Source organism: Streptomyces sp. JH14, from assembly GCF_029428675.1.
Taxonomy (GTDB): Bacteria; Actinomycetota; Actinomycetes; order Streptomycetales; family Streptomycetaceae; genus Streptomyces.
This window is the reverse complement of the sequence record NZ_JAJNEL010000001.1, coordinates 1,622,480-1,646,702: the sequence shown is the minus strand read 5'-3', so window position 1 is coordinate 1,646,702 and position 24,223 is coordinate 1,622,480. Positions and strand designations below refer to the sequence as shown.

Sequence of the window (24,223 nt, the reverse complement as noted above, 5' to 3'; positions counted from 1 at the left end):
CCTCGGTCGGGTGGCTGACCAGGGACGTACCGCAGGCCGGGGACGTGACGGACGACGACGGCGCGCGGTGGGCGCGGCGCTCGCCGGGCTGCTGCTCGCCTCCGGCTGCACGACGGCCCCTGCCGGCACCGCCCCCGCCGCCCCGGGCACCGCCGTCCGTGCCATCGGCGCCACTCTGGACCGGCGCGCCGCCGCCGTCCTGGACCATGACGCGGACGGCTATCTGGCCGTGATCGCCCCCGGGGCCACCGGACTGCGGACGGCCCAGCGCCGCGAACTGGCCAACCTCGCCGACGTCCCGCTGAGCTCGTGGACGTACCGAGTGATCCGGGTACGGGAGCACGGCGCGGACCGGGCCACCGCCGACGTCGAACTGCGCTACCGGATCGCGGGCTACGACAGCGCCCCGGCCACCGCGGACCGGGTCATCGACCTGGAGCGGCACGGGGCGGACGGCCGCTGGTACATCGCGGCCGACCGGGCCGGGAAGGACAGCGCCCCCCAGCTCTGGCAGCAGGGGGACGTGCGGGTCGTGCGGGGCAGCCACAGCCTCGTCCTCGGCGTCGGCCGCACCCGGCAGGAGCTGCGCCGGATCGCGGACGCGGAGGACCGCGCGGTGCCCGCGGTCTCCGCGGCCTGGCCGGACCGCTGGGCCGGCCGCGTGGTGGTGCTGGTGCCGGCGACCGTCGAGGCGATGGCGGGGCTGCTGGGGACGCCTGTGGCGAACTACCGGGACATCGCGGCCGTCACCACCGCGCAGACCGGCGGCCGGGCGCCGGCGGACCGGGTGATCGTCAACCCGCAGGCGTACGCGGTGCTCGGCGCGTTCGGGCAGCAGGTCGTCCTCACCCACGAGACCACCCATGTCGCCACCCGCGCCCACACCTCCGCCGCCACGCCGACCTGGCTCTCCGAGGGCTTCGCCGACTGGGCGGCCTACCGCGGAGAGGACCGGACCGCCGTGCAGCTGGCGCCGGAACTGGCCGAGACCGTCCGGGCCGGCGACCTGCCCGCCGCGCTCCCCACGGACGAGGAGTTCGCCTTCGGCGGCGACCCCGCGCGGCTGGCGAGGGCGTACGAGGGCGGCTGGCTGGCCTGCGCACTGATCGCCGACCACTGGGGCGAGAAGAAGCTGTTCGCTTTCTACCGGGCCGTCGGAGGGCACTCAGGGCGGGACGGAGCGGTGGAGCAGGCCCTGCAGGAGGTGCTCGGCACCACCCCGCAGGACTTCACGGCGCGCTGGCAGGAGTATCTGCGGTCCCGTCTCGGCTGACGTCCCGGAGCGGCGCGGGCTCCCGGGCGGCGGCCGGGAGGACCGGCGCCCGCCGCTCGCGCCCGGGGGGTTCGGTCACCGTCTGCCGCCACAGCCGCGCCGCCGCGACGAGGGTCGCCGCGACCAGCAGGCCATTGCGTACGAACATCAGCGTCACGCCCGTCGCGTCGCTGGTCACCACATGGACGAACCCGAGCGGGAACTCCAGCTGGGTGACCCCCGTCGCGGCCAGCACCAGCCCGGCCGGCAACCCCATCCGGCCGGACCGGAAGACCAGGCAGACCGCCGCCAGGCCGACCAGCCACAGCATGTACTGCGGGCTGATCACCCGGCTGGTGGTCGTGAACAGCAGCACCGCGGTGAACGCCGCGTCGGCCGTGGTGCCCGGCCCGAACGCGCGGGCCCGCAGCCGCCACACCAGTAGCCAGCCGAAGGCCACCAGACTCAGGCCGAGCGCCACCGTGCTCACCAGCGGCACGTGCGGACCGAGGAACTCCAGCGACCCGTAGTGCAACTCCACCCGGCCCTGCCAGCCGAACTGCCGCGCCACATGGAAGACCAGCGCGCCCAGCGACTCGACCTCGGTGCCCCGGTCGCGCTGGAAGCCGAGGAAGGCCAGCGCACCCGGCATCGCCGCCGCACACCCCACCAGCAGCCCGGCCGCCGTCACCGCGGCCGTCGTCCACGAGCGGCGGGTGCGGGCCCCGGGCGCGGTGCCGGCGAGCAGCAGCACCGGCCACACCTTCAGCAGCGCACCGAACGCGGCCAGTGCCCCCAGGAGCCGCGGATGCCGTACCCCCGCGAGCAGCGCCGCCACCGCCACCGCCGTCACCATCAGGTCGTAGCGGGCGTACGCCGTCGTGCCGAGCAGCGGCACCCCCGCCACCCACACCCAGGCGCCCGAGGCCGGCCGGCCGGTACGGCTTCCCGCGTACAGCAGCAGACCCAGCACCAGTGCGTCGCACAGGCACACGAGAACGAAGAAGGCCGCGGTGTAGTCCAGGAACGGCAGCAGGGCGGGGGAGAGGACGGCGAGCGCCGCGACGGGCGGGTACTGCCAGGTGACGTCGGACTGCGGGTACGTGCCGCTCTTCAGCACCTCGGACCAGCCGTGATAGATCACCGAGACGTCGCTCGTCACGTCCGGGCCCGGCACGGTGACGACCTTGAAGACGCAGAGCAGCAACACGGCCCTGGTCAGGGCCCACATCGCCATGGGTGCGAGAAATCTGCCGGTGCCGCCTGCTGCCGTCATGGCCGCGCTCATCCCCTTTGCCGGTGGCTCGATGAGCCATGATGCACGGAGTGCCTGTGGGGGAACCATCGGGGCGGGCGGTTCGGTACTGTCGGCGGCGATGGACAAGACCCTGATCGTGACCAACGACTTTCCGCCCCGACCCGGCGGTATCCAGGCATTCCTGCACAATATGGCGCTGCGCCTGGACCCCGGACAACTCGTCGTCTACGCCTCCACCTGGAAGCGGAGCCCCGAGGGCGTGGCGGCCACCGCCGCGTTCGACGCCGAGCAGCCGTTCACCGTCGTCCGTGACCGCACGACCATGCTGCTGCCGACGCCGCGGGTGACCCGGCGCGCGGTCGAGCTGCTGCGCGCGCACGACTGCACGTCCGTCTGGTTCGGTGCCGCCGCCCCGCTCGGGCTGATGGCTCCGGCGCTGCGGCGGGCCGGCGCCCGCCGGCTGGTCGCCACCACCCACGGGCACGAGGCGGGCTGGGCCCAACTACCCGCGTCACGCCAGCTGTTGCGCCGGATCGGCGAGGGCACGGACACCCTCACCCACCTCGGCGAGTACACCCGTACCCGGATCGCGGCCGCGCTCACCCCGGAGGCCGCGGCCCGCATGGTCCAACTGACGCCCGGCGTCGACGAGAAGATCTTCCACGCGGACTCGGGCGGGGACCGGATCCGGGCCCGGCTCGGACTCACGGACCGGCCCGTCGTCGTCTGTGTGTCGCGGCTGGTGCCCCGCAAGGGCCAGGACACCCTGATCCTCGCGATGCCCGCGATCCTCGCGCGGGAACCGGACGCCGTCCTGCTGATCGTCGGCGGCGGACCGTACGCCAGGGAACTGAAGAAGCTGGCCGCGCAGACCGGCGTCACCGACTCCGTACGGTTCACCGGACCGGTGCCGTGGGACGAGCTGCCCGCCCACTACGGCGCGGGCGACGTCTTCGCGATGCCGTGCCGCACCCGCCGGGGCGGCCTGGACGTCGAGGGTCTCGGCATCGTCTATCTGGAGGCGTCCGCGACCGGACTGCCGGTGGTGGCGGGCGACTCGGGCGGCGCCCCCGACGCCGTACTGGACGGCGAGACCGGCTGGGTGGTGCGGGGCGGCTCCGTGGAGGAGACCGCCGACCGGATCGTGACCCTGCTCGGCGACCCGGAACTGCGGCAGCGGATGGGGGAGCGGGGCCGGGCCTGGGTCGAGCAGACGTGGCGCTGGGACCTGCTGGCGGAGCGGCTCAGAGCGCTGCTGTGAGACGCGCCGGCACGGCATACGGGGAGGGGCCCGCACGACTGGATCGTGCGGGCCCCTCCCCGTATGCGTACGGCCGTGGGATCAGCGCTGGTAGAGCGACTCGATCTCGTCCGCGAAGTCCTTCGCGACCACGTTCCGCTTCAGCTTCAGCGACGGCGTGATGTGGCCCGCCTCCTCGGTGAACTGCGAGGCCAGGATGCGGAATTTCCGTACGGACTCCGCCTTGGACACCGCCGCGTTGCCCTCGTCCACGGCCCGCTGCACCTCGGCCAGCAGCTCCGGGTCCTCACGCAGCGACTGAGCCGTCGAGCCGGCCGGTTTGCCGTGGTCCCCGGCCCAGTGCGCCAGGAACTCCTCGTCCAGGGTGACCAGCGCACCCACGAACGGCCGTCCGTCGCCGACCACCATGCACTCGGCGACCAGCGCGTGGCCGCGGATCCGGTCCTCGATCACCGCGGGAGCGACGTTCTTGCCGCCCGCGGTGACGATGATCTCCTTCTTGCGGCCGGTGATCGCGAGGTAGCCGTCCTCGTCGAGGGTGCCGATGTCGCCCGTGTGGAACCAGCCGTCGGCCAGCGCCTCGGTCGTCGCCGCCTCGTTGTTCCAGTAGCCCTGGAACAGGTGCTCGCCGTGCAGCAGCACCTCGCCGTCGTCGGCGATCCGCACGACCGAGCCGGGCAGCGGCTGGCCGACCGTACCGATCTTCTGCCGGTCCCACGGGTTGAACGCCGTGGCCGCACACGTCTCCGTGAGGCCGTAGCCCTCCAGCACCGTGAAGCCGATACCGCGGTAGAAGTGCCCGAGGCGCTCGCCCAGCGGTGCGCCGCCGGAGATCGCGTACTCGCCGCGGCCACCGAGCACCGCCCGCAGCTTGCTGAAGACCAGCCGGTCGAACACCTTGTGCTTGAACTTCAGGCCGATGGACGGGCCCTCGGCGGTGCCCAGCGCGCGGCTGTACGCGATCGCCGTGCTCGCGGCCTTGTCGAAGATCTTTCCCTTGCCGTCGGCCTGCGCCTTGGCACGCGCCGAGTTGTAGACCTTCTCGAAGACCCGCGGTACACCGAGGATCAGCGTCGGCCGGAACGCGGCCAGTTCATCGGTGAGGTTCTTGATGTCCGGTACGCAGCCGAGTTTGATCGGCGCCATCACCGAAGCAACCTCGACCAGCCGCCCGAAGACATGGGCCGCGGGCAGGAAGAGCAGCACGGAGCACTCGCCGGTACGGAAGAGGGGCCGCAGCCGCTCGACCACATTGCCGCACTCCGCGAAGAAGCTGCGGTGCGTGAGGACACAGCCCTTGGGGCGGCCGGTGGTGCCCGAGGTGTAGACGATGGTCGCCGGGTCGTCGGCCCGGGCGCTCGCGCTGCGCAGGTCGACGGTCTCCTCCGAGACGCCCGAGCCCGCCGCGGTCAGCTCGCCGACCGCGCCCTTGTCGATCTGCCAGACACTGCGCAGCCCGGGCAGCCGGTCACGCACGGAGGCGACGGCCTCGGCGTGCGCATCGCTCTCGACGAGGGCCGCGACCGCACCCGAGTCGCCCAGGATCCACTGGACCTGCTCGGCGGAACTGGTCTCGTACACCGGGACGGTGACCGCTCCGGCGCTCCAGATCGCGAAGTCGAGGAGTACCCATTCGAAACGGGTACGGGACATCAGCGCGACGCGGTCGCCGGGCTCGATGCCCGCCGCGATCAGGCCCTTGGCGGCGGCTCTGACCTCGGCAAGGAACTGGGTGGCGGTCACATCGGTCCAGACGCCTGCCACTTTGCGGCTCATCACCGCGACGTCGGGATGCTGTGCGGCGTTGCGGCGGATGAGATCGGTCAGGTTGCCGTCCGAGGGGACCTCGTACAGGGCCGGAAGGCTGAACTCGCGCAAAACTGCTGCTCCTCATCGGGCTCCGGTGCCACGGCTCTGTGCGACGCACCGGCTGCGGTCCAAGGTGGGAGGGTGCTCCGTGGGGTGAGCACAACTGGACTGCCCGGACGTTACCCACCGGTACGGGGTTCCCGATAGGGGTTTCCGGCCAGATGTTTTATGCGTCACACATATCGGTGGTCCTTGCGCGCACAGTAGTGCACGTGGCTGACGACCAGGAAGTAACCGCAGGTCCGGCGGCTCTACCCACACCGTCGGCAGGGTCCTAGGGTGATCGTCATGCGAGCCGGACCGAACAGCCGAGAGGGCGCAACCGCCCGCCGCAACCGTATCCATGTGGTCAGTGACGTGCACGGGAACACCGAGGCGCTGGCCCGCGCAGGGGACGGGGCGGACGCGCTCATCTGCCTGGGTGACCTGGTGCTCTTCCTCGACTACGCCGACCACTCGCGCGGCATCTTCCCCGAGCTCTTCGGCGTCGAGAACGCCGACCGGATCGTCGCGCTGCGCACGGCCCGCCGCTACGAGGAGGCCCGCGCATTCGGCCGCGGACTCTGGGCGGGCATGGACCGCAACGCCGCCATCGTCGGTGCGGTGCGCAAGCAGTACGCCGAGATGTTCGCGGCCTTCCCCACCCCTACGTACGCGACCTACGGCAATGTCGACATCCCCGGTCTCTGGCCCGAGTACGCCCGCCCCGGCACCACCGTCCTGGACGGTGAACGCGCCGAGATCGGCGGCCGTGTCTTCGGGTTCGTCGGCGGCGGACTGCAGACCCCGATGCGCACGCCGTACGAGATCAGCGACGAGGAGTACGCCGCCAAGGTCGAGGCGATCGGCGATGTGGACGTCCTGTGCACGCACATCCCGCCCGACGTCCCGGAATTGACGTACGACACGGTCGCGCGGCGCTTCGAACGCGGCAGCCGGGCCCTCCTCGACGTCATCCACCGGACCCGCCCCCGGTACGCCGTATTCGGCCATGTCCACCAGCCGCTCGTCAGCCGGATGCGGATCGGCGCCACCGAATGCGTGAATGTCGGGCACTTCGCGTCGACCGGCCGGCCATGGGCGCTCGAGTGGTGACCGGCCCTTCCGCCACGGTCCGCGGGGGCCTGGGAGGATGCGCTCCGCGCACGCGATAGCCTTCTGGCGGCAGGCCTCTGCCGACCGACCGGTACCCCGCACTGGAGGAGCCACAGCGATGGCTGAACACACCAGCTCGAGCATCACGATCGAGGCGGCACCGGCCGACGTCATGGGCGTGATCGCCGACTTCGACCGCTACCCGGAGTGGACCGGCGAGGTCAAGGAGGCCGAGATCCTCGCCAAGGACGACCAGGGCCGCGCCGAGAAGGTCCGCCTGGTCCTCGACGCGGGCGCGATCAAGGACGACCACACCCTCGCGTATACCTGGACCGGCGACCACGAGGTCAGCTGGACCCTGGTCAAGTCCCAGATGCTGCGCGCCATCGACGGCTCCTACGTGCTGGCCCCGCTCGGCGACGGAAGCCGCACCGAGGTCACCTACCGGCTGACCGTCGACGTCAAGATCCCGATGCTCGGCATGATCAAGCGCAAGGCCGAGAAGGTCATCATCGACCGCGCCCTGGCCGGCCTGAAGAAGCGCGTCGAGTCCGTCCCGCAGGGCTGACCCGGTGCGTACGGTCCTCGTCACCGGACCCGGCGGAGCCGGCCGTACCACCGTCGCGGCGGCGACCGCCCTGGCCGCCGCCCGGCGCGGCTGCCGCACCCTGCTGCTCTCCGCCGACGTCATACCCGGATTCCCCGACGCCACGGAACCCACCGAGGTCACCGAGGGGCTCCGGTTCGCCCGCATCGACTCCGGCGAGCACTTCCGCAGCGAGCTCCTCGACCTCCAGGACCGGGCGTCCACCGTGCTGGACCTGCTCGGCGGGAACCGGCTCGACAGCGACGAGCTGACCGAACTCCCCGGCAGCGACCGGCTCGCCCTGCTGCACACCCTGCGTCGCGCGGTCGACGGCGACTGGTCGCGGGACGGCCACGAGCTCCTCGTCGTCGACCTGCCGCCGCTGCGTGACGCCCTCGCTGTCCTGGCCCTGCCCGAACAGCTGCGCCGCTATCTGCGCCGCCTGCTGCCCCCGGAACGCCAGGCCGCCCGGGCCCTGCGCCCGATGCTCGCCCAGCTGGCCGGCGTCCCCATGCCCGCCCAGTGGCTGTACGACGCCGCAGCCCGCCGGGACGCCGAGCTCGCCGCCGTCCAGGCCCTGATCGAGGACCGCACCACCACGGTCCGGCTCGTCGTCGAACCCGGCCCTGCTGCCGAGGACGCGCTGCGCGCCGCCCGCACCGGACTCGCCCTGTACGGGCTGCGTGTCGACACCCTCGCCGTCAACCGGGTGTTGCCCCGTCACTCGCCGGACCCCTGGTTCGCGGCGCTCGCCGCCCAACAGGAGAAGTGCATCGACCGCTGGTACGAGGAGTGGGCGCCGGCCGTGCCCCTGCGCGAGGTGCGCCACCTCGGCCGGGAGCCGCAGGGGCTCGGCGACCTCGGCGAGATCAGCGGCCTCGACGGCCTCCTGGCGGACGACGGACCGGACGCTGGACCGGCCGCCCGGCCGGCCGGGCGGGCCGAGGACCCCTGGTGGATCGAGAGACCCGGCCCCGCGGACAGCCACGACGGGGTCCTGACCTGGTGCCTGCCGCTGCCCGGAGCCGTCAAGGAGAGTCTCCAGCTGGTGCGGCGCGGCGACGAACTGTTCCTGACCGTCGGCCCGTTCCGCCGGATCGTGCAGCTGGAGTCCGGCCTGCGCCGCTGCACCGTCTCCGGCGCGGCACTCACCGACGGTGTGCTGCGGGTCCGGTTCACCCCGGACCCCGGGCTGTGGCCGCGGACCTCCTGAACGGCCTTCCACCGTTCGGGTAACGTCGGTAGTACATGTCCCGTATGCGCCGCCGTACGTGACCGTCCGCAACCACGTCGCAGGAGTCCGCCATGAGCGAAGCCACCGATCGTCCCGTCGACGACGACGCGTGGGCGAAGGCCTGCGCCGAGGATCTCGAGGAGGAGAAGGCCCGCCGCCGCGCCCAGTACGGTCCGCAGACCGGGTCCGCCGCCGAGGAACTGCGCAAACTGGTCGACGCCGTGGCCGACAAGGTCGCCTCCCTCCAGTCGCCGCTGTTCGGTGTGGCCGCCCAGGGCGCCGTGCAGCAGGTGATCAAGCAGGCGAAGTCCGTCGTCGAGCCCGTCATCGAACGCAACCCCGACGTCTTCGACCACATCGCCGCGGCCGGCAACGAGCTCCTCGCCGCGTACCGCTCCGCCGTGGAGGGCCAGGAACGCCGCTGGACCCAGGGCGCCACCGACCCCGGCGGCGCCACGAAGAAGGCCGGTGACCCCACCGACCCGCGCGACGACGGCACCGGTGCGGGCGAACAGATCGACCTGGACTGACCGGCACCGATAGGGCCGGGACCGGCGCTCGGGTACGGTTGGCCCTAGCGGGGCTCGACCGAAACTGAGGGATTCATGGGACTCACCATCGGCGTCGATATCGGCGGCACGAAGATCGCGGCTGGAGTGGTCGACGAAGAGGGCCGGATCCTCTCGATGTTCAACGTGCCCACCCCGCCGACGGCTGAAGGCATCGTGGACGCGATCGCGGCGGCGGTGGCCGGCGCGAGCGAGGGACACGAGGTCGAAGCGGTCGGCATCGGCGCTGCCGGATACGTCGACGACAAGCGCGCGACGGTGCTGTTCGCGCCGAACATCAACTGGCGGCACGAGCCGCTCAAGGACAAGGTCGAGCAGCGCGTCGGCCTCCCGGTCGTCGTCGAGAACGACGCCAACGCCGCGGCCTGGGGCGAATACCGCTTCGGCGCGGGCCAGGGCCACGACGACGTCATCTGCATCACGCTCGGCACCGGTCTGGGCGGCGGCATCATCATCGGCAACAAGCTGCGTCGCGGACGCTTCGGGGTCGCGGCCGAATTCGGGCACATCCGGGTCGTTCCGGACGGGCTGCTCTGCGGCTGCGGAAGCCAGGGCTGCTGGGAGCAGTACGCATCCGGCCGGGCGCTCGTCCGGTACGCGAAGCAGCGTGCCAACGCCACCCCGGAGCACGCCGAGGTCCTCCTCGGCCTCGGCGACGGCACGGTGGACGGCATCGAGGGCAAGCACATCAGCGCGGCCGCCCGGCAGGGCGACCCGGTGGCGGTCGACTCGTTCCGCGAGCTGGCCCGCTGGGCCGGCGCCGGACTCGCCGACCTCGCCTCGCTCTTCGACCCGTCCGCGTTCATCGTCGGCGGCGGCGTCTCGGACGAGGGCGAGCTCGTTCTCGACCCGATCCGCAAATCGTTCCGGCGCTGGCTGATCGGCGGCGAGTGGCGTCCGCACGCACAGGTGCTCGCGGCCCAACTGGGCGGCAAGGCCGGTCTGGTGGGCGCGGCGGACCTGGCCCGGCAGGGCTGAGCCACCGTCCGGTCACGGACATCGACGGACGCCCGTCGCGCCCCTGCGGGAGCGGCGGGCGTCCGTCGTATCGTGACCCGTATGGTTCTGACGCCGCTGCCCGACTCCCGTACCGAGCCGGATGGTTCGGCCGTCATCAGAGTGCTCAGCTACAACATCAGGTCGATGCGCGACGACCGCGAGGCACTGGCCCGCGTCATCCGGGCCTGCGCACCCGATCTGGTCTTCATCCAGGAGGCCCCGCGCTTCTTCCGCTGGCGCAAGCGCGCCGCCTGGCTGGCGGCCCACACCGACCTGGTGATCCTCTGCGGCGGCGCCACCGCGGCCGGACCCCTGCTGCTGTGCTCACTGCGCGCCACCATGGAACGGACGGAGGACGTGCTGCTGCCACGCACCCCCGGACTGCACCGCAGAGGGTTCGCCACGGCGGTGGTACGGATCGCGGGCACCCGGATCGGTCTGCTGAGCTGCCATCTGAGCCTGCGCCACGACGAGCGGCTGGCCCAGGCGGACCTGCTGCTCGACCGGCTGGCCGCCATGCAGGTCGAGCACGCCATCGCGGCCGGCGACCTCAACGACGGGCCGGAGGGGAAGGCCTTCCGCCTGCTGTCCGGGCGGCTCCAGGACTGCCGGTCGGTCCGGCCCTGGGGCGGAGAGGAGACCTTCCCGGCGCACGATCCGCGCCTGCGCATCGACGCGATCTTCGCGACCGGCGGGATCGAGGTCCTCGGCTGCGGGGTCCCGTCGGGGCTCGACGGGATCACCGAGCCGGACCTGCGCGCGGCCACGGACCATCTGCCGGTGCTGGCCGCACTCCGGGTCCCCGCCCTGGCCTCCCGCGCCGAACGGGCCTGACCCGGGGGAGCGGCGCGGACCACTGCCCCGGGATCCGTCTCAGACGACCGCGCCTCGCCCCGGATCGTCCTCGTCCTCGTCGTCGTCACGCATCCGTGCGACCAGCGTGACGAAGCCGCCCAGGAAACCGCCGATGCAGAGCGTGGTGAGCCACCACGTCATCTCCCACTGCAGCAGCACCGCGATCAGCAGCAGCACCGGCCCGCCGACGACCGCGAGCCAGGCGAACTTCGCCGTGACATCGGCCTCCGGCAGCGGCGGCGGCTCCGGCGGGACGAAATGCCCCTCCCCGCCGTCGTCCGCGTCGTCCTCGCCGGCCGCCGGCTCGGTCACCTCGTAGTCGCGCGGACCGGTGACGCCGGGCGCGAAGACGACCGAGCTGCCGAGCGGCTTCTCCGGCGGCTTCGGGGGCCCCTGCTTGCCCGCTCCCTTGTCCGGATCCAGGACGTTGCGCTGACCGTCCTCCAGCCGCGCAAGATCATCGATCGACTTGAACGGCTTCGCACCCGGCGGGTCCGGCGGCTCGTCGCCGTAGCCGGCGACGATCGCCTGCCAGGCGGCCTCCTCGTCGAGCGGGACGCCCTCGCCCGCGGGCCGGGCGGGGACATCCTGCGCACCCGCGCCCCCGTCGGGCACGGCCGCTCCCTCGGTGGGGCGCGGTTCGCGCTCCTCCTCGCTGCCCGCGCGCTCCGCGTCGTGCTCAGCCACCGGACGTGCTCCCCTTCTTTCCGACGCTCGGAGCGAGGCGGCCGATGAACGAGAGGCTCTCGTCGAAGATCCGCTCCGCATCATGGTCCAACGTCGCCACGTGGTAGCTCTGTTCCAGCAGGATCTCCTCGACGTCCGTCGACGACACCCGGCTGAGGATCCGCGCCGAGTCGGCCGGCGGCACCACATGGTCCTGCGGGCTGTGCAGCAGCAGGATCGGCTGGGTGACCTGGGGCAGGTCGGCGTCGACCAGCCGGAAGAAATTCCGCAGCGCATGCGCCGCGTGCAACGGCACCCGGTCGTAGCCGATCTCCTCGGACCCCTCGAGCGCGATGTCGTTCGCCACGCCCTTCGTGGACGGCAGCAGATGCCGGACGACCGGCAGCGCGTACGCCGCGAGGCCGTGCACCTTGTTCCCCGGATTGACGAGCACCAGACCGGTGATCGCATCCCCGTGCTTCGCCGCCAGCCGCAGCGCCAGTGCGCCGCCCATGGACAGCCCGAAGACGAAGACCTGACGGCACCGCTCCGACAGGGCCCGCAGCTCCCGGTCCACCTCCGCGTACCAGTCCTGCCAGCCTGTGACCTGCATGTCCTGCCAGCGGGTGCCGTGCCCGGGCAGCAGTGGCAGCGAGACCGTGAGCCCGTGCTCCGCCAGATGTTCGGCCCAGGGGCGCAGCGACTGCGGGGAACCGGTGAATCCGTGACAGAGGAGGACGCCGACCTCTCCGCCCTCGTGGCGGAACGGCTCGGCTCCGGGGAGGACCGGCACCTGGGTCTCCTGTTCGTGAGGCTCGAAGGGGAGCGTAAGGGGGGAGTGCAAGAAGGATTACTTCACCGTACGCGACCGGACTGACACCGACCAGGGTCGTCACCTGTCCCAGCCGTCTTCGTCCTTGTGCCGGGCAGGAGCGGCGGCGCTGCCACGGGTTAAGGTCTGTCCGACAGCACACAGGAGGCACCAGAGTTGATCTACGGCGCAATGAAGTTCTCCATCGGCGGGTCCCTGAAGCTCGCCTTCAGGCCGTGGGTGGAGGGCCTGGAGAACGTCCCCGCGCAGGGGCCGGCGATCCTCGCGAGCAACCATCTGTCGTTCTCCGACTCGTTCTTCCTGCCGGCTGTCCTGGACCGCAAGGTCACCTTCATCGCCAAGTCCGAGTACTTCACCGCGCCCGGAGTGAAGGGCAGGCTCACGGCCGCCTTCTTCAAGGGCGTCGGGCAGGTTCCGGTGGACCGCTCCGGTGCCCGGGGCGCCGGTGAGGCGGCCATCAAGGCGGGTATCGAGGTCATCGAGAGCGGCGGGCTCTTCGGCATCTACCCGGAGGGCACCCGGTCGCCCGACGGCCGGCTCTACCGCGGCAAGCCCGGCGGGCTGGCACGGGTGGCCCTCGCCACCGGAGCGCCCGTGATCCCCGTCGCGATGATCGACACCGAGAAGATCCAGCCGCCCGGTCAGGTGATCCCCAGGCTGATGCGCCCGGGCATCAGGATCGGCAAGCCGCTCGACTTCAGCCGCTACCACGGCATGGAGGGCGATCGGTTCATCCTGCGTTCGGTCACCGACGAGGTGATGTACGAGATCATGAAGCTCTCGGGGCAGGAGTACGTCGACATCTACGCGACCGCCGCCAAGCGGCAGATCGCGGACGAGGCGAAGCGCCGCGCCGAGGAGACGAAGCACGCGGGCAGAAAGCCCGGCACGCAGGGATGACGGAACGGCGGCGCGTCACCGCGCCGCCGTTCCGTCCGGGGGGTGGGGGGACATGGCCAAGCGCGAGCGGGTCGTGCGGATGTCGGTCGAGCAGCCGCTGTGGCGTGCACTGACCGCGTACCGGATTCTGACGATGCTGTACGCGAGCCTGCTCGCCGTCATCGGCCGGGACGCCTACGAGCGCCCCTGGGTGGCGCTCGCCTTCCTGGTCGTCATGGCCGCATGGACCCTCGCCACGCTCCCGAAGGTCGCGGGAGCCGCGAGCTGCACCAAACGCTTCCTCGGCGCCGACCTCACGCTCGCGCTCACCGGCATTCTGCTGACCCCGCTCGCCGACTTCGACGCCCAGCACATCGACGGCACGACCCTGCCGTCCATCTGGACCGCGGGTTCCGTCCTGGCGTTCGCGATCAAGGGCGGCTGGCGCTGGGCGGCCTTCGCCTCCTCGTTCGTCGCCGCCGCCAACATCGTCGAGCGCGGCGAACCCAACCGGGACACCCTCCACAACGTCCTGCTGGTCTGGGTCGCCTCCATCGCCATCGGCTACGTCGTCGAGGTCGCCCGGGCCAGTGAGCGCACCCTCGCCCGTGCCCTGGAGATCGAGGCGGCCACCCGGGAGCGGGAGCGGCTGGCCCGCGACATCCACGACAGCGTGCTGCAGGTGCTCGCGATGGTGCAGCGCCGCGGCACGCAGCTGGGCGGCGAGGCGGCCGAGCTGGGCCGGATGGCGGGGGAGCAGGAGATCGCCCTGCGCACCCTGGTCTCCAGCGGACTGGTGCCCACCACCCGGGTCTCCGAGGACGCGGCCGAGGGCGCGGTGGTCCGTACCGTCGAGGTCGACGACGAGGACGGACCGTCCGGCGCGGCCGACTGCGATCTGCGCTCGCTGCTCGCCCCGCACGCCGGTTCCCGGGTCAGCTTCGCGGAGCCGGGCGCTCCGGTACTGCTCGCACCGGTGGCGGCGAAGGAACTCGCGGCCGCCGTCAGTGCCGCCCTGGACAATGTGCGGGTGCACGCAGGTCAGGACGCCCAGGCGTGGATCCTTGTCGAGGACTGGCCGGACGAGGTGATCGTGACGGTCCGGGACGACGGCCCGGGTATCCCGGAGGGGCGGCTTGCGCAGGCGGAGGGGGAGGGCCGGATGGGGGTGGCCCTGTCGATCCGGGGGCGGCTGCGCGATCTGGGCGGCACGGCAGAGCTGATCTCGGTACCCGGCCAGGGCACCGAGGTCGAGCTGAAGGTTCCCAAGGTTTTCAGGAATCCGGACGATTCACGGGGGAAGGCAGGTTCCGGCCGATGAGCGAAGAGAACACGGCGAGCATGGCGAACACAGCGGGCACGTCAGGGGCGCAGGACGCCGGGCAGCGGGCGATCAGGGTGATGGTGGTCGACGACCACCCGATGTGGCGTGATGCCGTCGCCCGCGATCTCGCCGAGTCGGGGTTCGACGTGGTGGCGACCGCCGGTGACGGCCCGCAGGCCGTGCGCCGGGCGAGGGCCGCGACCCCCGACGTCCTGGTGCTCGACCTCAATCTGCCGGGGATGCCCGGCGTCCAGGTCTGCAAGGAACTCGTCGGTTCCCACCCCGGCCTGCGGGTCCTGGTGCTCTCCGCGAGCGGCGAGCACGCCGACGTACTGGAGGCGGTGAAGTCCGGCGCCACCGGCTATCTCCTCAAGTCGGCCAGTACGCAGGAGCTGACCGAGGCCGTGCGGTCCACCGCGGCCGGGGACCCCGTCTTCACCCCCGGGCTCGCCGGGCTGGTGCTCGGTGAATACCGCAGGCTGGCCTCCGAACCGGTCCCCGTGGCGTCCGACGAGCCGAAGGCCCCGCAGCTGACCGACCGGGAGACCGAGGTGCTGCGGCTGGTCGCCAAGGGACTCTCGTACAAGCAGATCGCCGAGCGGCTCGTCATTTCGCACCGCACCGTGCAGAACCACGTCCAGAACACCCTGGGCAAGCTCCAGTTGCACAACCGGGTGGAGCTCGTGCGGTACGCGATCGAACGCGGCCTCGACGACGCCTGAGATCCCTGAGGCCTGGGCCGACGACGCCCGGGACGCCTGAGAAAGCGATCAACCGCACCTTGTTTCACGGGAATTGACCTTCCGACCCATCCCCGAGTGACCTGGATCACCCTTAGCGTGGTCGTCAGCGGGCTCACTTCGGCGAAGGGATGCTTCCATGCGGGTCGGAGTACTGACCGGGGGCGGCGACTGCCCCGGGCTCAATGCGGTCATCCGCGCCATCGTCCGCAAGGGCGTTCAGGAGTACGGCTACGACTTCATCGGCTTCCGGGACGGCTGGCGCGGCGCACTGGAGGGGGAGCCCGTTCCGCTCTCCATCCCGGCGGTGCGCGGCATCCTGCCGCGCGGCGGCACCATCATCGGATCCTCGCGCACCAACCCCCTCAACGTCGAGCACGGCGTCCGCCGGATCAGGGACAACCTCGCCAAGTACGAGGTCGACGCACTCGTCACCATCGGCGGCGAGGACACGCTCGGCGTGGCCGCGACCCTGTCCGACGAGTACGGCATCCCGTGCGTCGGCGTTCCCAAGACCATCGACAACGACCTCTCCGCCACCGACTACACCTTCGGTTTCGACACGGCGGTCAACATCGCCACCGAGGCCATCGACCGTCTGCACACCACGGCCGAGTCCCATATGCGGGTCCTCGTGGTCGAGGTGATGGGCCGGCACGCGGGCTGGATCGCGCTCCACTCCGGACTGGCGGGTGGCGCGAACGTCATCCTCATCCCCGAGCAGCGCTTCGACATCGACCAGGTCTGCGCGTGGGTCACCTCCCGCTTCCGGGCGAGCTACGCCCCGATCGTCGTCGTCGCCGAAGGCGCCATGCCTGCCGAGGGGGAGATGATCCTCAAGGACGAATCCCACGACTCCTTCGGCCATGTCCGGCTCTCCGGCGTCGGCGAATGGCTGGCCAAGGAGATCGAGCGGCGCACCGGCAAGGAGGCCAGGACCACGGTCCTCGGCCATGTCCAGCGCGGCGGTACCCCCAGCGCCTTCGACCGCTGGCTGGCCACCCGTTTCGGACTGCATGCCATCGAGGCCGTCCGCGACGGCGACTTCGGTGTGATGGTCGCCCTGCGCGGCACGGACATCGTGCGGGTGCCGATCGCCGAGGCGACCGCCCGGCTCAAGACGGTCGATCCGGCGCTCTATGCGGAGGTCGGCGTCTTCTTCGGCTGAGCACGTCAGGGATGCGGGCCGTATATTCGCCGCTATCCGGCCCGTACCCTGCCTCTCAGGAGAAAACGTGGAAATCCTGGCATTCGGCGTGCAGTCCGACGAGAAGCCGCTGATCGAGAAGGCCTTCGCCGGACGGCACGACGTCCGGTGCCTGGACGTCTTCCTCAACACGGACACCGCACCCATCGCGGCCGGCTACGAGATCGTCTCGACCAGTGTCAACGCCGATCTGGGCAGCGGCGTGCTGCAGACCCTCGCCGCGGGCGGCACGCAGATGATCGCCCAGCGCTCCACCGGCTTCAACAACATCGACCTGGACGTCGCCGAACGCCTCGCCCTGCGGGTGGCCCGGGTCTCCTCCTACTCCCCGTACTCGGTCGCGGAGTTCGCCTGGACGCTCGCCATGGCGGTCAACCGGCGGATCATCCGCGCCGCGAGCCGCACCCGTGACTTCGACTTCCGTCTCGACGGCCTGCTCGGCCGGGACATGCACGGCCGGACGGTCGGAGTGCTCGGCACGGGAAAGATCGGCGAGGCCTTCACCCGTATCGCCCACGGCTACGGGATGAAGCTGCTCGGCTGGGACGTGGCCGAGAATCCGGCCTGCACCGGGCTCGGCATGACCTACGTCGAGAAGGAACAGCTGTTCGCCGAGGCCGACCTGATCAGTCTCCATGTCCCGCTGCTGCCCGCGACCCACCACATCATCGGCAAGGCCGCCCTCGCCCACATGAAGGACGACGCGATCCTGGTCAACTCCAGCCGCGGCGGCCTCATCGACACCACCGCCCTGGTCGACGAGCTGCGGGCGGGCCGCTTCACCGGCGTCGGACTCGATGTGTACGAGGCGGAGGCCGGGCTCTTCTTCCTCGACAAATCCCTGGAGGGCATCGACGACGACACCCTGGCCCGCCTCGTCACCTTCCCCAACGTCGTCGTCACCTCGCACCAGGCGTACTACACCGAGGACGCCGTGGCACAGATCATCGAGGCCACCGTGCAGAACGTCGCCGACTACCTGGACCGCCGCCACAGCGAGAACGTCCTCGTCCCCGTGCTCGGGGACTGAGCCCCGGATCTCCTCCGGGGCCCCGCCGCGTCCGCCGTCAACTGCGCACGGGCAGCCCCGCCAGCAGTTCGGCGACGATCGACGCCCCGTGCAGCGTCAGCACCGACTCCGGGTGGAACTGCACCGACGCGAACCCGTCTCCGCGCAGCGCGTGCAGTTCCCCGGTGGCCGCGTCCCGGCTCACCTCGATGGAGTGTGCGGCCAGCTCACCGACCGCCTCGTCGTCGCAGCGGGCGGTGAAGCTGTTGTAGAAGCCGACCGTCTCCGGACGCCCGAACAGGTCGATCCGGGTCTGCGCGCCCTGGTACGGCACGGTCTTGCGGACGATCTCCAGACCCAGCTCCGCCGCGATCAGCTCATGGCCGAGGCAGACCCCGAGCAGCCCGTGCCGGTGGCCGCGGACCAGCTCAGCGGCGATCCCGCGCAGCAACCGCATCTTCGGATCGGCGGCGTCGCCCGGATTCCCGGGCCCCGGGCCCAGCACGACCGGACCCAGGTGTGCCCGTACCACCTCGCGCAACCCCGGCTCGTCGTAGCGTCGCACCGACACCTCCAGGCCCGAGGCGCGCAGCAGATGCGCCAGCATCGCGGTGAAGGTGTCCTCGCCGTCGATCACCAGCGCATGGCCGGACAGCTCCTGCGTGCGCTCCTGCATCCGCATCCAGAACGGCGCGAGCCCGTCCCGCCGGGCGTCCAGCGCGGCCCGCACCCGCGGATCGCCGGCCAGCCGCGGACGCGTCCTCTCGGCCCGTGGCCGCCCGGGACGTACCCCCAGCGCGGTCAGCACCCCGGCCGCCTTGGCATGGGTCTCGGCGACCTCGCTCGCCGGATCGGAGTGGCGTACCAGGGTCGCCCCGACCGGCACCCGCAGCCGCCCGTCGGCCGCGATGTCGGCGGTACGGATCAGGATCGGCGAGTCGAGGGTCTGCGCCCCGCCCGGCTCCCGCCGCAGCAGGGCCAGCGCGCCCGCGTAGTATCCCCGCCCGCCGGGCTCGTACCGCTCGATGACCCGGCAGGCGTTCTGCACGGGCGAGCCGGTGACCGTCGCCGCGAACATGGTCTCCTTCAGCACCTCCCGCACGTCCAGCGAGGAGCGTCCGCGCAGCTCGTACTCGGTGTGCGCGAGATGGGCCATCTCCTTGAGCCGTGGCCCGATCACCACCCCGCCCATGTCGCCGACGGTGCACATCATCTTCAGTTCCTCGTCGACGACCATGGAGAGCTCCTCGGTCTCCTTGCGGTCACCGAGGAAGGCCAGCAGACTCTCGGCGGTCGGCCCTTCGGCGGGGTAGCGGTACGTCCCGCTGATCGGGTTCATCACGACCGTTCCGCCGGACATCCGCACATGCACCTCCGGGCTGGCGCCGACCAGCGTTCTGTCGCCGGTGTGCACGACGAACGTCCAGTACGCGCCCCGCTCACCGGCCAGCAGCCGCCGGAAGAGCGCCAGCGCGTCGGCCCGTCCGAACCCGGGGATCTCCCCCTGGAACGTCCGCCGGATGACGAAGTTCGCCCCTTCGCCCTGCCCGATCTCGTCCTCGATGACCCGCCGGACGATCCCGGCGTACTCCTCGTCGCCGACATCGAAGGCACCGCCCTCGACCTGTACGTCATGGGTGGGCAGGTGCGCGAGGGCCTCGGCGAGGGGCAGTTCGTACGTCTCCTGCGCGACCAGTACCGACAGGGGCGTCCCGTCATCGCGGACGTCGAAGCCGCGTTCGGCGATCTGCCGGAACGGCACCAGAGCCAGCGTGGGCATCGCGCCCACCGGGAGGTCCGCGAGCCGTTCCGCCTCGTGCACCGCGCCGATCAGGACCTCGACGCTGTCGTGGTCACGGCCCGGTGTCCGGCGGCGGAGGAGCGCGAAGGGCGGGCAGTCGTCGGCGAGGAGCTTCTCGATGAGCATGGGTGGTGTTCCTTCCCCTGGGTTCAGCTGGGAGGAACGGCCCCGGACACGAAAAAGGCCGCCCCTCGGGCGGCCTCTGCGATGGTGTGTACGCGCAGTCAGCGGGCCGCCGGATGAGCGGTCCACCACCAGTTCTGGATCGAATGCGCGAGCATGCTCCGAACCCTAACCCACGACACGACGGAAACGGGGCCCGTTCCACCCGGCAGGTGGAACGGGCCCCGGCGGATCCGTGACGAACCGGTCAGACCAGCTGGTTGTAGATGCTCCAGCCGCTGCCGACCTTCACGCGGGCGCCGAACGGGGCGGTGGCGCTGCCGGTGCCCTTGTAGAACCACAGGACCCCGGAGGTGTCCCGGGCGACCAGGTCCCCAATGCCGTCGCGGTCGAGGTCGCTCGGGCCGAGGAGGTTGTTGTAGACCCCCCAGCCCTTGCCGACCTGGGTGCGCGCGGCGTACGGGGCGGTGGCGCTGCCGGTGCCCTTGTACAGCCACAGCACACCCGCGGAGTCCCGGGCGACCAGGTCCGGCTTGCCGTCACCGGTCAGATCACCGGTGGAGACCAGCGAGTTGTAGATCGACCATCCGCCGCCGACGCGCGCCTTCGTCGCGAACGGCGTCGCCGGGGTACCGGTGCCCTTGTAGAACCAGAGGACGCCGGAGGAGTCCCGGGCGATCAGGTCCGCCTTGCCGTCCGCGTCGAGGTCGCGGGCGCCCCAGAGGCCGTTGTAGACCCCCCAGCCGCCGCCCACCTTGAGCCGGCTCAGGAAGGGCTTGCTCGGGTTGGAGCCGCCCCGGTAGTACCAGAGCGTGCCGCTCTTGTCCCGGGCCACCATGTCGCCCGTGCCGTCGGCGCGCAGCGCGGTCATCGCGGTGACCGAGTTGTAGTCCTGCCAGCCCGGTCCGACGCGGTAGCGGCCGTAGAAGGGCGCGGTGGCGCTGCCGGTGCCCTGGTACTGCCAGAGCACACCGGCGGAGTCACGGCCGAGGATGTTGTAGCGGTTGGTGCCCGCGTCCGGAACCGTGCTGCTCGCCTGCTGGACGTCGCTCGCCTTCACCCAGGCCATGCGGTGGTTGTAGCGGATCGGGTAGAAGAGGTTGGTGCTCCCCTTCACCAGGGTGCGGTCGCCCGCGGCCGTCCCTGCGAACGTCCCCGCGAACCAGTAGTCGCCGACCTGCGCCGGACCGGCCTGGGGATAGGCCTGGCCGGCCGGGATGCTGTACTTCGACAGCGACTCGTTGTTCTTCGCCTGAATGTCCACACCGGTGCCCGCGTACGCCGCGTCCTCCGGGTAGGCACGCCCGTACACCGGGATGGACGTGGCGCCCGCCTTGGGCTTCAGCACCGGCTGGGCGGTCTTGCCGACCGGGGCGGTGAACTGGCCGCTCGGGTTCTGGAACCAGGCCTTCTTGCCGCCGTACCAGATGGCGGTCCAGTTGGTCTGGGCCTCGGCGACGACGTAAGTGCCGCCGGCCACGACCTTGTTGCCCCAGTTCGGGCCGTCCGTGGACGTCACATTGGGGATGTACGGGTCGGTGATCTTCGTCGCGGTCGTCGAGGGCGACGTGTACAGGTAGCCGAAGTTGGCCGGCTGCTTGGCGACCGCGGCGCCGCCGTACGTCAGCGCCGGCTGGTTGGCCGTGGTGAACGGAGGCACCACCCGGACGACCTGACCGGCCTTGAGCGGCCCGCCGGCCCCTTCGGCACCGGTGGGGGCGCCGATCAGGGTCATGTAGTGGTTCCAGTCCCAGAACGGGCCCGGGTCCCAGTGCTGGCTCGCCACGTTGCCATCGAGCACGCCCGGTACCTCGTCGTGCCCGATGATGTGCTCACGGTCGAGCGGGATGCCGAACCGGTTCGCCAGATACTTCACGAGCGTCGCCGAGGACTCGTACTGCGGCTCGGTGTACCAGCTGCCCGACTTGATGGCGTAGCCCTCGTGCTCGATCCCGATCGAGTGCATGTTCGCGGTCTTGTTGGCCGCGTGCCATGCCTCGTTCTTGGTCTCGACCATCTGGGTGACCAGGCCGTCGTTCGCCCGGATCATGTAGTGCGCACTGGCGTAGGACGCCGGGTTCTGGAACGTGGCCAGGGAGCCGGCGTAGCCGCCCTCGGTGTCATGGATGACGATCGAGCGGATGTCCTCACCACTGGCGGGACGGTTGGCGACGTTGTAGTTGCCGAAGTCGTCCGGGGTGGTGCTGTTCTGCTTGTACCCGGCGGGCTTGAAGTCGCAGTTCAGACCGGTGGGGCACTCCGGCGCCGGAGTCGCGGTGGTGGCGATGTTCGTCGCCGCCAGCGGCATCTTCGACGGCTTGACCGGGGTCACCGACGGGTCGGCGGGCAGCGACAGCTGCTGGCCGTCCGCCGTCAGCCGGGACTCACCGCTCTTGACCGACGCGAAGACACGGTTCGCGAACAGCGTGGCGCCCTTGGTGTCCGGCGACTGGCTGTAGCGGGCGACGGCCGGGTACCACTGACCGGCGTCGTCCGGCAGCGAGTCCGTGGCCTCGCGCTGGTACTGCGCGAGCAGGGCCGCGCCCGCGCGGATGCTCTGCGCGGTGTCGTCCTGCACCGCGTCGACCGGCTTGTCGATGAGCTTCGCGGCCTCGTCGAGCGTGTGCAGCTCGGGGGCGCTGGTGTCCACGCTGTCCGGCATGCCCTTCAGGGCCCGTGCGGCGTCGAAGTGCTTCATCACGGCGGGGTCGCCGCTCATGTTCAGATGTGCGAGCTGCTCCGCCTTCGTGGGCTTCTCGACATCGTCCTCGGTGACGCGGGTGAGCCCCATGACGTTGTACGCGCCGCTGGTGCTCGGCTCCCCGTCGTGGCTCTCCCACCGCGTCTGCCGGTACGAGACGGCCATGAGGACGCTCTGCGGAACATCGAACTCACGCGCCGCGTCCTCGAACTGCCCCTGCAGCACCGCGGTGGGTGACGCCGGCTTGCTGTCCGTCGTCACGGCGTCCTGGGAGGCCATGGCGATCGTGCCGACCGTAGCCGTCACGAGGACTGCTGTTCCGACGCCGTACATCACACGTTTCTTGTTGAGATCCCTGCGGTGATTCCGCTTCAACGTCCCACCCCTGCGGTCCCCTTGTTCGAATCGGAAAGACGTGAGGCTAGCAGGGCTCGACGTGGCGTCCGTCACCGCCCGCCACGAAACGCTGTCTCAGCCACTGAGCACGGGGAATAACACGGGACACGACCCCGTAATGTTGTGGTTGTGACCGTGAACGCCAATACCTCCGTCGCCGGTGGCCACACCTGGCGAGACCTTCCCGCGGCGCAGCAGCCCGAGTACCCCGATGCCGAGGCTCTGCGCGATGTACTCGCGGACCTCGCGTCGTATCCGCCGCTCGTCTTTGCGGGCGAGTGCGACCAGCTGCGTGCCCGTATGGGAGCCGTCGCCAAGGGCGAGGCGTTCCTGCTGCAGGGCGGCGACTGCGCCGAGGCCTTCGACGCCGTGTCCGCCGACCACATCCGGGCCAAGCTGAAGACGCTGCTCCAGATGAGCGCCGTCCTGACCTACGCGGCCTCGGTGCCCGTCGTCAAGGTGGGCCGGATCGCCGGCCAGTACTCCAAGCCGCGCTCCAAGTCGACCGAGACCCGCGACGGCGTCACTCTGCCGACGTACCGCGGCGACTCCGTCAACGGCTTCGCCTTCACCGAGAAGGCCCGGGTCCCGGACCCGGAGCGGCTGAAGCAGATGTACCACGCATCCGCTTCTACGCTGAACCTCGTCCGCGCCTTCACCACCGGCGGTTACGCCGACCTGCGCCAGGTCCACGCCTGGAACCAGGACTTCGTGAAGTCGTCCCCGTCCGGTCAGCGTTACGAGGCGCTGGCCCGGGAGATCGACAACGCGCTGAACTTCATGAAGGCGTGCGGTACGGACCCGGCCGAGTTCAAGGCGGTCGAGTTCTACTCCTCGCACGAGGGGCTCCTGCTGGACTACGAGTCGGCGCTGACCCGCACCGACTCGCGCACCGGTGAGCTGTACGACACCTCCGGCCACATGGTCTGGATCGGCGAGCGCACCCGTCAGATGGACGGCGCGCACATCGAGTTCGCCTCGAAGATCCGCAACCCCATCGGCATCAAGCTCGGCCCGACGACCACCGTCGACGAGGCGCTCGGCTACGTCGACCGCCTCGACCCGGACCGCGAGCCGGGCCGGCTGACCTTCATCGTCCGGATGGGCGCCGACAAGGTCCGCGACAAGCTCCCCGCGCTGGTCGAGAAGGTCACCGCCTCCGGTGCGGTCGTCGCCTGGGTCACCGACCCGATGCACGGAAACACCTTCGAGGCGGCCTCCGGCCACAAGACCCGCCGCTTCGACGACGTCCTGGACGAGGTCAAGGGCTTCTTCGAGGTGCACAAGGGCCTCGGTACGCACCCGGGCGGCATCCACGTCGAGCTCACCGGTGACGATGTCACCGAGTGCGTCGGCGGCGGCCACGAGATCTTCGTGGACGACCTGCACCAGCGCTACGAGACGGCCTGCGACCCGCGCCTCAACCGCAGCCAGTCCCTCGACCTGGCGTTCCTGGTCGCCGAGATGTACCGGGACCAGTAGGACCGTCACCGCCGGTGGCGTATGCACGACTGTGGGGCACGGATCGATGTGATCCGTGCCCCACAGTCATGCTGGGGCTTTACGG

At 71.0% G+C, this 24,223-nt stretch carries 20 protein-coding genes; 14 read left to right on the top strand and 6 right to left on the bottom strand.

The window, feature by feature from the left end; genetic code table 11:
- Positions 1-10 precede the first annotated feature (10 nt).
- Positions 11-1,273, top strand: coding sequence for a hypothetical protein (locus tag LRD69_RS07440; protein WP_277325766.1), 1,263 nt, complete (start codon positions 11-13; stop codon positions 1,271-1,273).
- Here the strand turns inward: LRD69_RS07440 and LRD69_RS07435 are convergent.
- Positions 1,230-2,528 carry a glycosyltransferase family 87 protein gene (locus tag LRD69_RS07435; protein ID WP_277325765.1) on the bottom strand — a complete coding sequence of 433 codons (1,299 nt, stop codon included), beginning with the start codon at positions 2,526-2,528 and terminating at the stop codon, positions 1,230-1,232. The genes LRD69_RS07440 and LRD69_RS07435 overlap by 44 nt on opposite strands.
- Positions 2,529-2,628: 100 nt before the next feature.
- Here LRD69_RS07435 and LRD69_RS07430 point away from each other — a divergent pair, with 100 nt between their 5' ends.
- The gene (locus LRD69_RS07430) at positions 2,629-3,771 is read left to right on the top strand and encodes a glycosyltransferase family 4 protein (RefSeq protein WP_277325764.1); all 1,143 of its coding nucleotides are present in this window, start codon (positions 2,629-2,631) and stop codon (positions 3,769-3,771) included.
- 81 nt (positions 3,772-3,852) lie between these two features.
- Here LRD69_RS07430 and LRD69_RS07425 read toward each other — a convergent pair whose 3' ends face one another.
- Positions 3,853-5,649 carry an AMP-dependent synthetase/ligase gene (locus tag LRD69_RS07425; RefSeq protein ID WP_277325763.1) on the bottom strand — a complete coding sequence of 599 codons (1,797 nt, stop codon included), beginning with the start codon at positions 5,647-5,649 and terminating at the stop codon, positions 3,853-3,855.
- A 279-nt stretch (positions 5,650-5,928) separates the two neighbouring features.
- On the opposite strand from LRD69_RS07425, the gene LRD69_RS07420 reads away from it, so the two are divergent.
- The 6 genes from LRD69_RS07420 (at position 5,929) to LRD69_RS07395 (ending at position 10,957) form a co-directional block, all read left to right on the top strand.
- A complete protein-coding gene (locus LRD69_RS07420; RefSeq protein WP_277325762.1) occupies positions 5,929-6,735 on the top strand; it encodes a metallophosphoesterase in 807 nt (268 codons plus the stop codon).
- Positions 6,736-6,853: 118 nt separating this feature from the next.
- The gene (locus LRD69_RS07415) at positions 6,854-7,303 is read left to right on the top strand and encodes an SRPBCC family protein (RefSeq protein ID WP_277325761.1); all 450 of its coding nucleotides are present in this window, start codon (positions 6,854-6,856) and stop codon (positions 7,301-7,303) included.
- A gap of 4 nt (positions 7,304-7,307) precedes the next feature.
- Complete coding sequence (locus tag LRD69_RS07410) at positions 7,308-8,534, top strand: ArsA-related P-loop ATPase (protein WP_277325760.1); 1,227 nt, start codon at positions 7,308-7,310, stop codon at positions 8,532-8,534.
- 92 nt (positions 8,535-8,626) lie between these two features.
- Positions 8,627-9,085: a DUF5304 domain-containing protein gene (locus LRD69_RS07405; RefSeq protein WP_277325759.1), complete on the top strand. Its 459-nt coding sequence runs from the start codon at positions 8,627-8,629 to the stop codon at positions 9,083-9,085.
- A gap of 75 nt (positions 9,086-9,160) precedes the next feature.
- On the top strand, positions 9,161-10,102 hold the full coding sequence (locus LRD69_RS07400; RefSeq protein WP_277325758.1) for an ROK family glucokinase: 942 nt from the start codon (positions 9,161-9,163) through the stop codon (positions 10,100-10,102).
- Positions 10,103-10,183: 81 nt separating this feature from the next.
- A complete protein-coding gene (locus LRD69_RS07395; protein ID WP_277325757.1) occupies positions 10,184-10,957 on the top strand; it encodes an endonuclease/exonuclease/phosphatase family protein in 774 nt (257 codons plus the stop codon).
- 39 nt (positions 10,958-10,996) lie between these two features.
- Here the strand turns inward: LRD69_RS07395 and LRD69_RS07390 are convergent, their stop codons facing one another.
- Together LRD69_RS07390 and LRD69_RS07385 are read right to left on the bottom strand one after the other, a co-directional pair.
- Positions 10,997-11,665, bottom strand: coding sequence for a hypothetical protein (locus tag LRD69_RS07390; protein WP_277325756.1), 669 nt, complete (start codon positions 11,663-11,665; stop codon positions 10,997-10,999).
- Positions 11,658-12,437: an alpha/beta fold hydrolase gene (locus LRD69_RS07385; protein WP_277325755.1), complete on the bottom strand. Its 780-nt coding sequence runs from the start codon at positions 12,435-12,437 to the stop codon at positions 11,658-11,660. The genes LRD69_RS07390 and LRD69_RS07385 overlap by 8 nt, the downstream gene beginning before the upstream one ends.
- A 195-nt stretch (positions 12,438-12,632) precedes the next feature.
- Here LRD69_RS07385 and LRD69_RS07380 point away from each other — a divergent pair, with 195 nt between their 5' ends.
- The 5 genes from LRD69_RS07380 (at position 12,633) to LRD69_RS07360 (ending at position 17,656) form a co-directional block, all read left to right on the top strand.
- Entirely contained in the window at positions 12,633-13,376 is a 744-nt protein-coding gene (locus tag LRD69_RS07380) for a lysophospholipid acyltransferase family protein (RefSeq protein ID WP_277325754.1), read from the top strand.
- A gap of 52 nt (positions 13,377-13,428) precedes the next feature.
- On the top strand, positions 13,429-14,676 hold the full coding sequence (locus tag LRD69_RS07375) for a DUF5931 domain-containing protein (protein ID WP_277325753.1): 1,248 nt from the start codon (positions 13,429-13,431) through the stop codon (positions 14,674-14,676).
- A 20-nt stretch (positions 14,677-14,696) separates the two neighbouring features.
- Positions 14,697-15,401 (top strand): response regulator transcription factor, encoded by a 705-nt coding sequence (locus tag LRD69_RS07370; RefSeq protein WP_277329654.1) that lies wholly within the window; start codon positions 14,697-14,699, stop codon positions 15,399-15,401.
- Positions 15,402-15,558: 157 nt separating this feature from the next.
- Positions 15,559-16,587, top strand: coding sequence for a 6-phosphofructokinase (locus tag LRD69_RS07365; protein WP_277325752.1), 1,029 nt, complete (start codon positions 15,559-15,561; stop codon positions 16,585-16,587).
- 67 nt (positions 16,588-16,654) lie between these two features.
- On the top strand, positions 16,655-17,656 hold the full coding sequence (locus LRD69_RS07360; protein WP_277325751.1) for a 2-hydroxyacid dehydrogenase: 1,002 nt from the start codon (positions 16,655-16,657) through the stop codon (positions 17,654-17,656).
- Between the two features lie 37 nt (positions 17,657-17,693).
- Here the strand turns inward: LRD69_RS07360 and LRD69_RS07355 are convergent, their stop codons facing one another.
- Positions 17,694-19,562, bottom strand: coding sequence for an anthranilate synthase family protein (locus tag LRD69_RS07355; protein WP_277325750.1), 1,869 nt, complete (start codon positions 19,560-19,562; stop codon positions 17,694-17,696).
- Between the two features lie 244 nt (positions 19,563-19,806).
- The gene (locus tag LRD69_RS07350; protein ID WP_277325749.1) at positions 19,807-22,593 is read right to left on the bottom strand and encodes an N-acetylmuramoyl-L-alanine amidase; all 2,787 of its coding nucleotides are present in this window, start codon (positions 22,591-22,593) and stop codon (positions 19,807-19,809) included.
- Between the two features lie 198 nt (positions 22,594-22,791).
- On the opposite strand from LRD69_RS07350, the gene LRD69_RS07345 reads away from it, so the two are divergent.
- Positions 22,792-24,138, top strand: a complete 1,347-nt coding sequence (locus LRD69_RS07345; RefSeq protein ID WP_277325748.1) for a 3-deoxy-7-phosphoheptulonate synthase class II — start codon at positions 22,792-22,794, stop codon at positions 24,136-24,138.
- Positions 24,139-24,223: the final 85 nt, after the last annotated feature.

Excerpts from the sequence above, each read along its gene's own strand:
- LRD69_RS07435 (WP_277325765.1), bottom strand. The coding sequence starts at position 2,528 with ATGACGGCAGCAGGCGGCACCGGCAGATTTCTCGCACCCATGGCGATG.
- LRD69_RS07430 (WP_277325764.1), top strand. The coding sequence starts at position 2,629 with ATGGACAAGACCCTGATCGTGACCAACGACTTTCCGCCCCGACCCGGC.
- LRD69_RS07420 (WP_277325762.1), top strand. The coding sequence starts at position 5,929 with ATGCGAGCCGGACCGAACAGCCGAGAGGGCGCAACCGCCCGCCGCAAC.
- LRD69_RS07415 (WP_277325761.1), top strand. The coding sequence starts at position 6,854 with ATGGCTGAACACACCAGCTCGAGCATCACGATCGAGGCGGCACCGGCC.
- LRD69_RS07405 (WP_277325759.1), top strand. The coding sequence starts at position 8,627 with ATGAGCGAAGCCACCGATCGTCCCGTCGACGACGACGCGTGGGCGAAG.
- LRD69_RS07400 (WP_277325758.1), top strand. The coding sequence starts at position 9,161 with ATGGGACTCACCATCGGCGTCGATATCGGCGGCACGAAGATCGCGGCT.
- LRD69_RS07395 (WP_277325757.1), top strand. The coding sequence starts at position 10,184 with ATGGTTCTGACGCCGCTGCCCGACTCCCGTACCGAGCCGGATGGTTCG.
- LRD69_RS07375 (WP_277325753.1), top strand. The coding sequence starts at position 13,429 with ATGGCCAAGCGCGAGCGGGTCGTGCGGATGTCGGTCGAGCAGCCGCTG.
- LRD69_RS07370 (WP_277329654.1), top strand. The coding sequence starts at position 14,697 with ATGGCGAACACAGCGGGCACGTCAGGGGCGCAGGACGCCGGGCAGCGG.
- LRD69_RS07365 (WP_277325752.1), top strand. The coding sequence starts at position 15,559 with ATGCGGGTCGGAGTACTGACCGGGGGCGGCGACTGCCCCGGGCTCAAT.
- LRD69_RS07355 (WP_277325750.1), bottom strand. The coding sequence starts at position 19,562 with ATGCTCATCGAGAAGCTCCTCGCCGACGACTGCCCGCCCTTCGCGCTC.
- LRD69_RS07350 (WP_277325749.1), bottom strand. The coding sequence starts at position 22,593 with ATGTACGGCGTCGGAACAGCAGTCCTCGTGACGGCTACGGTCGGCACG.